Origin of the sequence: Rahnella woolbedingensis, from assembly GCF_003602095.1 — a bacterium.
Taxonomy (GTDB): domain Bacteria; phylum Pseudomonadota; class Gammaproteobacteria; order Enterobacterales; family Enterobacteriaceae; genus Rahnella; species Rahnella woolbedingensis.
Window position 1 is genome coordinate 61,909 of sequence record NZ_RAHH01000003.1, and the last position, 12,778, is coordinate 74,686.

Sequence of the window (12,778 nt, forward strand, 5' to 3'; positions counted from 1 at the left end):
CTCAGAGCGCCTCATGATGATGTGCGGACGGATTAAAGGCGTCGCGTACGGCTTCACCAATGAAAATCAGTAACGACAGAAGGGCGGCCAGCACCACGAAGGCGCTGATGCCCAGCCATGGCGCCTGCAAATTATTTTTACCTTCCATCAGTAGCGTGCCGAGCGAGGGAGAACCCAGCGGCAGGCCGAAACCGAGGAAATCCAGCGATGTCAGGGTGGTAATCGAACCACACAGGATAAACGGCAGATAAGTCAGCGTCGCGACCATCGCATTAGGCAGCATATGGCGGCGCATAATGGCGCTGTCACTGACACCCATCGCCTGCGCCGCGCGGATGTAATCAAAATTACGCGTGCGCAAAAATTCAGCCCGCACCACGCTGACCAGTGTCATCCAGCCGGAAAGCACAGTGATCAGCAGCAGCCACCAGAAATTCGGTTGCACCACACTGGCCAGAATGATGATCAGGAACAGCGTCGGTATGCTGGACCACACTTCAATAAAACGCTGCCCGAGCAGGTCAATCAGCCCGCCGTAATAGCCTTGTGTGGCTCCGGCCATAATCCCAATCACAGAGGTCAGAACGGTCAGCATAATGCCAAAGAACAGTGAAATGCGTAGCCCGTAGAGAATTTGCGCCAGCACATCGTGACCGTTGCTGTCGGTGCCCAGCCAGTTTTGCGCCGAGGGTGGCGAAGGGAAGGGCTGCGCGGTAGAAAAGTTAATGGAGTTATAGCTGCTGCGGATCGGCGCCCAGACCGCCCAGCCGTGGTCTTCAATCTGGCGCATGACGAACGGATCCTGATAATCAGCCGGCGTTTCCAGCTCGCCGCCAAAGGTGGTTTCACTGTAGTTGACCAGAAACGGCACGTAGAGATGCCCCTGATAGCGCGCCAGCAGGGGTTTATCATTGGCGAGCACGTTGGATAACAGCACCAGAATCAACATGACCATGAAAATCCACAGCGACCAGAAACCGCGGCGGTTCTGGCAGAAACGCGCCCAGCGCGCCAGACTGACGGTGTTCAGTTTAAAAAGGCTCATTACTGGCGGCCCTCAAAATCGATACGCGGGTCAACCAGCGTGTAAGTGATGTCGCTGACAATATTGAGCAGCAAACCAATCAGCGTGAAGACGTACAGGGTGCCGAAAATGACCGGGAAATCGCGCTGTACGATGGCGTCGTAACCCAACAATCCCAGCCCCTGCAAAGAGAACATCACTTCGATCAGCAAGGATCCGGTGAAAAACATGCTGATAAAGGTGGCAGGGAAACCGGCAATTACCAGCAGCATCGCGTTGCGAAAGACATGCCGGTACAAAATCTGTTTCTCGTTCAGCCCCTTGGCGCGCGCGGTCACCACATACTGCTTGCCTACCTCATCCATAAACGAGTTTTTGGTCAGCATGGTTAACGTGGCAAAGCCGCCAATCACCGTCGCCAGTACCGGCAACGTGATATGCCAGAGATAGTCGGTGATTTTGCCGTACCACGGCAGGGTATCGAAATTCGGGGATGTCAGGCCGCGCAGCGGGAACCAGTCGAGGTAACTGCCGCCGGTGAACAGCACAATCAATAAGATAGCGAATAAAAACGAAGGAACGGCATAGCCGACGATAATCACCGAACTGCTCCAGGTATCGAACCGCGAGCCGTTACGTACCGCTTTGCGGATGCCGAGCGGAATCGACACCAGATAGATAATCAGCGTGCTCCACAGGCCGATGGTGACAGAAACCGGCAACGCGTTTTTCACCAGCCCCATCACCGAAGAACCGCGAAACAGGCTGTCGCCAAAATCAAACCGGACATAATCCGACAGCATGTCGAAATACCGCACGTGCAGAGGCTTGTCGAAACCGAAACGGTGGGTTATCTCAGCGATCACTTCCGGGTCAAGGCCGCGGGCACCGCGATACTGACCTTCACCAAACTGCGCCAGACCCGGAGACGCTTTGCCATTTCCGCTGCCTCCACCGGCACCGGGTAAACTGCTGGATTGCCCCATTTCAATAGCGGCAATGGCCTGATCGACCGGTCCGCCAGGTGCAATTTGCACAATGAAAAAGTTTATTGTGATGATCGCCCACAGCGTCGGGATCACCAGCAGTAGTCGTCTTAACAGGTAGGCGGCCACAATCTGCTCCTCAGCGGCGTTGCGCAGGTAAACGGGCTGCGCGGTTTACGTCGTACCACCACGTATCGAGTTCCATTCCATTGGACGGGGCGACGGCCGGCATCGAAAATTTATCCCAGTACGCATAGCGTTCGTGGTTGGTGTACCACATCGGGATCATCACCCTGTTCCAGGTCAGTACGCGATCAAGCGCATGCCCGAGCGCTAACAGCGCGTCGGGTTTACCCTGATTCGCGGCAATTTCATCGGTCAGTTTATCGATGGCCGGGTCGCTGATACCCGATTTGTTATAGGTGGAATCGAGATATTGAGTATTCCAGTAAATCCGCAAATCGCTGCTCGGATAAGAAGTGGCAGGATAAACCGTCGGGATCATATCGTAATCGCGCTGACGCATACGGCGCACGAACTGCGAGCTATCCACTTCGCGGATCGACATTTTGATGCCAAGACGTTGCAGATTATGCTGGAACGGCAGCACATATTGCGAGTTCCCGCCGCCCGGCAGCAGCAGTTCAAAAGTAAACGGCTTGCCGGTTTTACTGTTCACCAGCACCTGATCTTTCACTTCCCAGCCCGCTTCTTTCAGCAGTGCCGTGGCTTTCAGCAGATTGGCGCGGTCGTTGCCACTGCCATCGGAACGGGGCGGCTGATACAGCGAGGTGAAGACTTCCTCAGGAACCTGACCTTTCAGTGGCCCGAGCCAGGCCAGTTCGGCAGAGTTCGGATACTCTTTTGCCGCGTAATCGGTATTCTGGAAATAACTGTTCACCCGCTGGTAGGCACCAAAATAAAGCGCCTTATTCATCCAGTCAAAATCGAACGCCAGCGTAATGGCCTCGCGCACTTTGCGGTCGGCGAATTGCGGGCGATGAAGATTAAAAGCCAGCCAGCGTGTGTCCTGAGCAGCCTGATTTTCTTCATCCGCTTTCACGATGAAGTTTTTACTGAAATTGCCGCCCTGATATTGCGTTGACCAGTTCTTTGGCGAGGATTCCATACGAAAATCAAAGGCACCGGATTTAAAGGCTTCCAGCGCGACATTGTCATCCAGATAATAGTCGTATCGGATGGTGTCGAAGTTATAACGCCCGCGGTTAACCGGCAAATTAGCGGCCCAGTAGTCAGGAACGCGTGAATAAGTGATGTACTGACCGAGCTTGTAATCGCTGATGCGGTAAGGCCCGCTGCCCGGCGGTGGCGTGCTCAGCGGCTCGTTGAATTTATGTTTTTCCCAAAATACCTGCGGTAACACTGGCAGACCCAGCAGGCCGAGCATCATGTCTTTATCCGGTTTGGGCAAGACCATGCGCACCGTCAGACGTGATATGGCTTTCACTTCCACACCTTTATAAACCACGCGAAATTGCGGTACGCCTTCGGTCATGAACTTTTTGAAGCTGAACGCCACGTCGCTGGCGGTGATGGGCGTGTTGTCGTTAAAACGGGCGCGCGGATTGATGTCCACTTCGACCCAGCGGTACTGGCTGTCATAACGGGCAGAATCAGCAATCAGCGGATAATAGCTGCCGATTTCGTCGCTGGATGTGGTGAACAGGCTGTCGTAAAGCGAACCGCTGCGTGCCGCCGGATTGCCCCGCGAGGCAAAGCGGTTGAAGTTGTCATAGGTGCCGATAGCGGCCAGCGTAATCTGTCCTCCCTTCGGCGCGGCGGGATTGACGTAGTCAAAACTGGTGAAGTTAGAGACATATTTAGGTTCGCCTAAAATGGCAAACGCATAGCTGTCCTGTATGACTTCGGCTTGTGCGCTGAGACTCAGCAGACACAGCACACCGGCGAACACGCGAGAAAACATCCTGAATCAGCACTCCTGTGAGGGTGAGAGCATCGTGCGGGCATTGCCGCAGATTATTGTTCGGGTTTAATCAATTGATCGCTAAGACCTTGTAACGCTCCGGCCTTAGATTTCATCCCTGATTCCGGCCTTTTTATCACAACCGGATGCAGACGCCTAAAAGAAAAATGGAACAAAAGATGCAAAAAAAGATGAAAAAAACAGTCAGGCCTGCCGGAAGCTAAATGTGGTAAGTGGCTTCTTTCTCGTTGAAATCGCAGATGAAGTCCAGAAGTGCCGCAACGCCCAGCGGTTTGCTGTACAAATAGCCCTGCAAATAAGTGACGCCATGATTACGCAGATATTCTGCCTGTTGCTGCGTTTCGACCCCTTCTGCCACCGTTTTCAGCTTCAGTTCTTCCGTGAGTTTAAGCACGGTATCTAAAACGGGAGCGATTAAGGTTTTCTGGTCGATGGACATGACAAAACCACGGTCTATTTTCAGATAGTCCAGGGTAAATTTCTCAAGGTAAATCAGCGCGCTGTGGCCGGTACCAAAATCATCAATAGCGATTTCTATTTTATGGCGACGCAGCCAGTTGAATTCACGCATTGCGCCTTCGGTATCAATCATTCCGCGTTCTGTTATTTCAAAAACGACCTGAAAAGCGTTCTCCGGCAAGGCTTCGATAAAATTCATCACGTCATCATGAAAGCTGACTTTCTCCATATGATGCGGAGAAATATTAATGCTGAGCTTTCCCGGCGCTGAGAAAACATGCTGCATTTTATGCGCGTCCTGTGCGACAAGAATCATCATGTGTCGCGTCAGTTCGACGATAAGCCCCTGATTTTCGGCATAAGCGATAAAGACATCCGGTGGGATCCGCCCTTCAAGAGGATGTTGCCAGCGCAGCAGTGCTTCCACGCCGGTGACTTTCAGCGTTTTTGAATCAATTACCGGCTGATACTCAACAAAGAATTCTTTGTTTTTCAGACCACGCAAGATCTCGCGTTCAACATTATGGCGGTTAAGCAGGCTGTGATAAATCAGGGCGCAGACCATCAGGCTCAGCAGCAATCCACCGGAAAGCGTAAACAGCACGCTGTCGCCGGTGAGGGTAGGGGAGTAAAGACGAACGGTGAACGGATAGCCCTCAATTTTGGCCTCGGTAAAATGGCTATGCGGTAATTTGCTGACCGGAATCAGCTGATCCTGCGCAGAAATCAGGGCTGAATCGCCCACCAGCAAAGCAAATCCCCGATAACCCGAACCTTGTTGGGCAAACAACATATAAGGCGAGAGCGTCAGCTCAAGCGTTGCAATCACGCCATCATTACTGGCTCCGGGATTACGCTGCCAGACGATGATTACCGCGCGGTTAGGGACGGCGGGTGTCCCCATTTGCAGATCAATACTCATCATTTTGTCGAAGTCGATATTATGCAGGGAACTGTTGGCGGGAATATTTTGGTTACCGGAGGCCGAAGAACAGAACACCATTCCGTCGCGCACCAGTTGAAAATCTCGCACACCGACACTGAAGGCGGCATCACGATTTAATTCACCCGCAATGGAATTACAGGGCTCATCGGTGAGTAATCCAATTTTGCCCATGGTATCGGAGAGCTGATGCAAATAGTTAGCGGCATAACGGGCAGTTCGCTGAGCGATTTGATCTTGATCGCGAAGGGTATTGGTTTTAATGACGGTCAGGGTAGTGGCAGTAAACAAAATGAAAAACAAGGCTGAAAAAAGGATACTTCTCTTTAAATACCGGCGCCTGGGTAATACGGTGTGTGTTAACGCCGTTTTTAAACCCATATGATTTGCCCTTTTTCTCGCCGAAGAAATAAAAGTATAACGTAGTCAAAAAAACAACAGACATTAAATACACTTTATTACAGGCATAAAAAAACGCCATCCGAAGATGACGTTTTTTTATTCGCTTGGCATAGGACAACAAGAACTAAATCATAAGGTAACGGGGATTAACCGTTAGCTAAAACTCGTCTTGCTTCACGATAACGTGCATTCCAGTAGGATTCTTTCAGATTTGAAATCATTACACCGTTGCTGGTGGATGCATGAACAAACTGATCGTTGCCTAAATAAATGCCGACGTGACGCCCTGTTGAGCCAGCACGGAACAGAACCAGATCACCCGGACGCAGTTTCGTGCGCTGAACTTTCTTGCCCTTTTCTTCCTGTTCATAAGTAGAACGAGGGAGATCCATACCAAATTGTTCGCGGAATGTTACCTGAACGAACGCTGAGCAATCGATACCACGCTTGCTGTCGCCGCCTAACCGATAACGAACGCCTTTCCAGTCAGCGTACTGATCCATAATTTTGGATTTAACGTTGACGCTACGAACCATTGCTTCGAATTCATCCTGAGAGGCTTGCAGTAGAAGACCGTCTTTGTCATTTACTGCACGCATATCAGTTTGTGCGCTTTCTGTGTTCGAAGAATGCATACCACTACACGCAGAGAGAAGAATTGCTGCGCCAATTGCGGGAATCATCCGCGTGATATATCTCAGAAACGGTTGAGACTTGACCATTATTGTTGTTATCCCTTGATGTCCTTAACGATGAAATCGTTATTAAAATTGCCAAACGAAGCGAGACTACCTGCCACAATTAGTTGGGACAAACACCAGACGGGTAAAATGTGCGTTAGAGCACGTTTTTTCCTTCAGAACGGGTATTTTAGTCACATTTCTATGAGGGCGATTTGGAGAGTACCGTAATGAATAAGGGATTGCGAGAGGTTTTGCGGGATTTTTTATAAGAAATTGTGATGTAAGCTGATGTAAGTAATCATGTTAAAAACGATGTGCGATTTATATACTAATTTGGGTTAAAACCGCCTCGCAAGCGGGTTCCACATGCAAAATTCAGCAAAGTATATTCGGGAATTGTCTGGAAAAAACGTCAGGCAGATCATAAACATCTGCCTGACCATAACTTAATTATATGAATGTAAAATTATGCCGCTGTTCTACTGATATTTTTTACCCGGCAGTTTGCGCTCAAGCCAGTTAATCAACATATCACTGGCCGGTGTCATCAGCCACCAGCTTGCACCTACCAGGACAACTGACATCGAACCCACGGCAATATCCGTAAACCAGTGCGCGCCAATCATCACGCGCGGCAGCGAGAAAATGACGGTGATCAGTAGAGCGATAAAGAAGGCTGACTTGCTCAGATAGCGCAACATAAAGCAGGAGAAAATAATCAGCATCATGCCGTGGTCGCCGGGGAAGCTGTCTGCGGAGGCATCTTTCGTCGGGATACCGGTCAGCTTGCTGACACGGTTGACATCCGGGAAGCTCAGCGAAGGGCTTTTGTGACTGACCGGCAATAAATGGCCGAGTTGATTAAGCACGACGGCGGTCAGCAGCATCACGACGCCGATAATGATGTAGCGGCGGCGTCCGGCATTGTCTTGTTTCAGGAAATAACTCAGATAGAGCGCACCCATCGCCAGCAATGAGATCAGATCAAAGGCGCGGTTATTAGTCACTGCAACCAGATGCAGGAACCACGCGTCCGTCGCCAGATGCTGGTTAAAGAAGAAGAATATCGATTTATCAATCGGGAACCAGAAACCGTGGTTCGTAGGTAAATAGAAAGACAAAAAGAGGGCAATACCTAAGCCATTGAGGAGCAGGATTGCAGGAATATTTCGGCGCCACATATATGAAGACCTATTCTTAGCATGGTAACGATTAACGTAATGGGCGTTAACTTAATCCGTTTAACTTAAACGAATCTTCAACAAAGACGATTGTAATGCATTCAACGGCACTTCTTTTTGCGTAATGAGCTCAATTCTGCTGTCCAAAGGTGCCACCGGCTTTGTTTCGATACTCAGATCATTACCCTGGCGGTTGATTATCAGCGCCCCTTCTTTAATGCGAATTATTCCTTTCACGCGGTCAACCGGCGCGGCGCGCGCCCAGTCAAGTATTCCCGCCGTATCAAACACCGTCTCGCCATCAAATATCCAGCCGCAACTGGTATAACCGCCCGCTTGGTTAAGCGCTCGTCTCCAGCGCTGCTTTTCTGGCAGGCTCAGTGCCGCCAGCCCGCGCTTTGAAGCATGTGCGTGATGGTGGCGGCCCTCCGGTAATTCGGTGTGATTGAGGCGCGGCAAATCCAGCAGGGCAGGGTCAATCTCCCCCTGAGAAGCCACCACCAGCAGTCGCTCACGGCCATTTTCGCTGAACCATTTTTCCAGCGCCTGGCGGTCATTTTCCTGCGCCACATCTGCTTTGTTAGCGACAATCACGTCCGCCGCTGCCAGCTGATCGCGGAAGTTTTCATTTTCAATGACGCGTTGCTCACTCAGCTGACGCGGATCGAGCAAACACAATGTGGCATTGAGTGTCAGCCAGTTGCTGTAAACATCAGAGGTTAATAAAGAAAGGATCTGTTTCGGATGGCCCAGTCCGGTGGGCTCGATCAGTAACCGGTCAGGTTTTGCCTGCTGCAATAACATGTTCAGCCCGACCTGCATCGGTAAGCCATTAACGCAGCACATGCATCCGCCGGGGATTTCCTTCAACACCGCGCCGCTGTCCGCCAGCAGTGCGCCATCGATTCCAATCTCTCCGAACTCATTGACCAATATGGCCCATTTTTCACCTTCGGGTTTTTGGGCCAGCAGGTGGCGCAGTGTGGTGGTTTTACCGCTGCCCAGAAAGCCGGTGATCAGGTTGGTTTTGGTCATGGTTCACATCCTTTCAAAAATTCTCTCGTCAATGTGCAGCGACCCATAAAGAAAATCCAGTGTTGTGCCGATTAATGACATGGATTGCTTATGTTCGTCATACGTCATTCACAGTTTATTTCATCGTTCAACGTGCGAATTTGTTTAGATGCATTAATGTTAAAATGCGGTTTATTAAAAGTTGCAATCAGGTTTTTTAATGAGGGTATTGCCATGAACAGAGTGAAATGGATGCTGTTTTTGGGAGTGATGGCCTCAGGGATGATTCCGTGTAGTTATGCCGCGTCCAGCGGGACAATTCATTTTTATGGTGCGATTATCGAAGGGGGATGCAGCTTTTCCAATGGCGGAAACAAAGTGACCAGCACCTGTGAGCGTGGCACGACTCAACTCACGCAAGTTCACACCTTGGATCCCAGAAATTCTTCCGCATTTTCATTGCCATTATCATTGGGGCAGGTGACCACGGAGCACATCAATAATAATCCGCATCTTGCGATAATGACCGTGAGTTACAACTGAAGTGCAGCCTAATCATTATGTTTTCTGATTTATTTATGACCGGTATTAAGTGCCGACTTATTAATGCCCTGTCATGAGGACAGACAACTTCTCCAACTGGCCGGCCCAATTTTGATCGGGCCGTCAGTTTTCTTCTTCCGTTCTTTCCCTTTGTGCCGGCATGTTATAATTTTTTCTCTTATTTCAGGTATCAGTGCATGCGAACAGTTGTCAGACCAATTGAGTGCGTGCCACCGACGGGGGCGAAAACATGCGACTTTATCAGGAAATTGGCGGCCATTTGCGCCGCGATATCCATGCCGGAAAATATACGTCCGGCGATCGTCTTCCTCCTGAACGTGATATTGCTGAATCTTATTCAGTCAGCCGCAGCGTGGTGCGCGAAGCGCTGATCATGCTTGAGCTGGAGAAAATCGTCGAAGTGCGCAAAGGCTCCGGTGTGTATGTGCTGAAACAGCCGGAAAACACGCCGGCGGAACTGGCTGACAGCGGCTACGGCCCGTTTGAATTGTTGCAGGCGCGTCAGTTGCTGGAAAGCGAAGTGGCCGCCTTTGCCGCCATGCAGGCGACGAAAACGGATATTTTGCAGATGCGCGATGCGATTGATGCCCAGCGCGGCTGCATTGCCCGTGGTGTGACGGATGAAGCGGAAGATCAGCGGTTTCATGCTTTACTGGCGCAGGCATCGCAGAACAGTGTGCTGGTCAAACTGGTCGATGATCTCTGGCAGATCCGCCAGCGCAGTTCGATGTGGGAAGGGATACATCAGCACGTGGTCGATAAAAGCTATCACCAGATCTGGTTGCAGGATCATCAGACCATTCTGCAGGCGGTTTTACGCCGGGATCCGAAAGCCGCGAAACAGGCCATGTGGCAGCATCTGGAGAATGTGAAAGATATGCTGTTGCAGGTTTCGGACGCTGACGATCCGTCTTTTGATGGTTTTTTGTTTTCCTCTGTTCCTTCAGAGCTGAATGACTGAGGGCTGCACCAATAAAAACGGCTGCCTGAGCAGCCATTAATCGTTCTTGGTTTACTTTACATCAGGCCTTAACCGACGTATTTCGCGACAGTTTTCTTCGCGCCGATCCTTTGCAGGTCAGCATACGCGGCCTGAATGGCCTGCACGACTTTCTCTTCGTGCGGCAGTTGCTCGCCGAATACACCGTTCAGGGCCAGCAGCGCTTTCACGCGTTCTTCACCCTCTGCGGTAGATGCGACGATTTCCGCCAGCGTTTCCGCCATCGGATCTTTAATCTCAATTGGCTGACCCGCATCATCGGTGCCGCCGACATAACGCATCCAGCCCGCAACGCCCAGCGCCAGCAAGTCATAAGAACCGCCATTTTTCACATGCCAGCGGATTGAATCGAGCATACGTTGCGGCAGTTTCATCGTACCGTCCATGGCGATTTGCCAGGTGCGATGCTTGAGTGCCGGATTGCAGTAACGCGCAATCAGGCTGTCGGCATAGGCAGTGAGATCCACACCTTCAACGCTCAGTGTCGGGGCCTGCTCATGCAACATCAGGTGATGCGCGGCGGCTTTGTAGTTAGCGTCTTCCATACAATCGTTGATGTGCTGATAACCGGCCAGATAACCCAGATAGGCCAGGAAAGAGTGGCTGCCGTTCAGCATGCGTAACTTCATCTGCTCAAACGGCAGAACGTCGGCAACCATCTGCGCACCGGCTTTTTCCCAGTCCGGACGTCCAGCGACAAAGTGGTCTTCCACTACCCACTGGATGAACGGTTCACAGGCGATACCGCAAGGGTCAGTCACGCCGCCGAGGGCTTCAGTGATTTCTTCCAGCGTGGTTTCAGTGGCTGCCGGAACAATGCGGTCAACCATGGTGCTCGGGAAGGAGACGTTTTCGGTGACCCATTTCGCCAGTTCTGCGGAGCGTGCTTTCGCCATACCCAGCACGGCGTTTTTGACCACCAGGCCATTTTCAGGAATGTTATCGCAGCATAAAACGGTGAAACCCGGCAGACCGCGTTCATGGCGCAGACGCAGCGCTTCCACTAATACGCCCGGCGCAGTACATGGCGCCTGACCCCCGGCCAGATCCTGCTGGATTTTCGGGTTTTGCAGATCCAGTTCACCCGTGCCCGGTTCAATGCAATAACCTTTTTCGGTGATGGTCAGGGAAACAATCGCCACCTGAGGTTCAGTCAGTTTTTCCAGCACGGCATCAAGCCCGTCAATGCCGCCGTGGACGGATTCATGAGCAGAGCCAATGATAATAGCCTGATTGCCTTCAGCGCCTTTTTCGAGCACGGTAAACAGATGATCTTGCTTACGCAGACTTTGTATCAGCGTTTCATTACCGAAGAGGCTGATTTCGCAAATGCCCCAGTCTCCGCCCTGAAGATTCAGGACGCGGTTGGTGAGCAGCGCCTGGTGGGCACGGTGGAATGCGCCAAAGCCGAGATGTACGATGCGGCTTTTCAGTGCATCGCGATCATAAGCAGGCAATGATACTGCTGCGGGCAGAGACGCTGTGGCAATAGTTTTCATGCAATACTCCAGGCAAGTCAGAAATAGATAATTGGTCAGGCCAAATTGGGGCTGTTTACCCGTCAGTTCAATTTTATGCTGGATAAAGCGACGATTTAAGCCGAAATCAGGGCTTAGAGTGTAAAGTCATATGATAGAAAGGGGAATTGGTAAGTCCGGATGACCACTGATTTTGTGATGCAGATCGAGACTCTGCGCATTAATGGCAAAATCAGGGCAATAAAAAAGGAACGCCAAAACGTTCCTTTCAATACATCGCGGGATATAGCGGAGCGCTGATTAATCCGCGCGACCCATATAACGGCGTTCCGCGATATGAATACGGATTTTGTCGCCGGAGCTCAGGTATTCAGGCACCTGAATGCTCAGGCCTGTCGCCATGACCGCCGGTTTGGTACGGGAACTGGCAGACGCGCCTTTGATGCCCGGTGCGGTTTCAACGATTTCCAGATCCACCGTCTGTGGCATTTCCAGCGCCAGCAGCTGGCTATCCAGCGTCAGAACCTGCATGCCCTGCAAACCTTCTTCAGGAATAAACAACAGTTCGTCTTCGATCTGCGCCTTGTTGAAGGTGTACGGCGTGAAGTCTTCATCATCCATAAAGATGTATTCGTCGCCATCGACGTAAGAGAAGTTCACTTTACGACGGGTCAAGCTGACGGTGTCGAGGATATCGTCGCCTTTGAAGCGCTCTTCTACTTTGCCGCCGGTACGTACATCAGCGAAACGCATTTTGTACAAGGTGCTGGCACCACGGGCGCTTGGGCTCTGAACATCAATATCTTTTACCAGCAGCAATTTGCCGTCGTAGTTCACAACGAAGCCGCGTTTAATTTCGTTAGCACGTGCCATATAAATAACCTGTCAGCAGAGAGATAAATAATTTGCGACACGTTACTCGCGCCGCTGATTTCAGGCAAGCAGATAGCGTAAAAAGAGTTGCGAAAACCCGCTTTATTGCGCATTTTTACTGTGTTGTTTGCCTGCATGAAAAATGTTCGGGTTACCCTGTTACAGGATAGTAAATATTTCGCTGGTGGCGCATACCACTGCCTGC

The 12,778-nt window shown here is 51.0% G+C and carries 11 protein-coding genes; 2 read left to right on the forward strand and 9 right to left on the reverse strand.

The features are described 5' to 3' along the window. Position 1: 1 nt before the first annotated feature. The 7 genes from D6C13_RS02730 to D6C13_RS02760 form a co-directional block, all read right to left on the reverse strand. On the reverse strand, positions 2–1,045 hold the full coding sequence (locus D6C13_RS02730; RefSeq protein ID WP_120131314.1) for an ABC transporter permease: 1,044 nt from the start codon (positions 1,043–1,045) through the stop codon (positions 2–4). Then, on the reverse strand, positions 1,045–2,139 hold the full coding sequence (gene yejB / locus D6C13_RS02735; RefSeq protein ID WP_120131315.1) for a microcin C ABC transporter permease YejB: 1,095 nt from the start codon (positions 2,137–2,139) through the stop codon (positions 1,045–1,047). Before yejB ends, D6C13_RS02730 begins: the two co-directional genes overlap by 1 nt. A 10-nt stretch (positions 2,140–2,149) precedes the next feature. Further along, positions 2,150–3,955: an extracellular solute-binding protein gene (locus D6C13_RS02740; protein ID WP_120131316.1), complete on the reverse strand. Its 1,806-nt coding sequence runs from the start codon at positions 3,953–3,955 to the stop codon at positions 2,150–2,152. Positions 3,956–4,175: 220 nt separating this feature from the next. Further along, positions 4,176–5,759, reverse strand: coding sequence for a cyclic di-GMP phosphodiesterase (locus D6C13_RS02745; protein ID WP_244212620.1), 1,584 nt, complete (start codon positions 5,757–5,759; stop codon positions 4,176–4,178). 167 nt (positions 5,760–5,926) lie between these two features. After that, on the reverse strand, positions 5,927–6,502 hold the full coding sequence (gene mepS / locus D6C13_RS02750) for a bifunctional murein DD-endopeptidase/murein LD-carboxypeptidase (RefSeq protein WP_120131317.1): 576 nt from the start codon (positions 6,500–6,502) through the stop codon (positions 5,927–5,929). A gap of 440 nt (positions 6,503–6,942) precedes the next feature. After that, entirely contained in the window at positions 6,943–7,644 is a 702-nt protein-coding gene (locus D6C13_RS02755; protein ID WP_120131318.1) for a phosphatase PAP2 family protein, read from the reverse strand. A gap of 60 nt (positions 7,645–7,704) precedes the next feature. Further along, on the reverse strand, positions 7,705–8,679 hold the full coding sequence (locus tag D6C13_RS02760; protein WP_120131319.1) for a CobW family GTP-binding protein: 975 nt from the start codon (positions 8,677–8,679) through the stop codon (positions 7,705–7,707). Between the two features lie 90 nt (positions 8,680–8,769). Here D6C13_RS02760 and D6C13_RS02765 point away from each other — a divergent pair, with 90 nt between their 5' ends. After that, on the forward strand, positions 8,770–9,201 hold the full coding sequence (locus tag D6C13_RS02765) for a hypothetical protein (RefSeq protein WP_244212621.1): 432 nt from the start codon (positions 8,770–8,772) through the stop codon (positions 9,199–9,201). A 250-nt stretch (positions 9,202–9,451) separates the two neighbouring features. Beyond that, complete coding sequence (locus tag D6C13_RS02770; protein ID WP_120131458.1) at positions 9,452–10,183, forward strand: FCD domain-containing protein; 732 nt, start codon at positions 9,452–9,454, stop codon at positions 10,181–10,183. 68 nt (positions 10,184–10,251) lie between these two features. Here D6C13_RS02770 and D6C13_RS02775 read toward each other — a convergent pair whose 3' ends face one another. After that, on the reverse strand, positions 10,252–11,721 hold the full coding sequence (locus tag D6C13_RS02775; RefSeq protein WP_120131320.1) for a mannitol dehydrogenase family protein: 1,470 nt from the start codon (positions 11,719–11,721) through the stop codon (positions 10,252–10,254). 279 nt (positions 11,722–12,000) lie between these two features. After that, entirely contained in the window at positions 12,001–12,573 is a 573-nt protein-coding gene (gene yeiP, locus D6C13_RS02780) for an elongation factor P-like protein YeiP (protein WP_095922781.1), read from the reverse strand. Positions 12,574–12,778 lie beyond the last annotated feature (205 nt).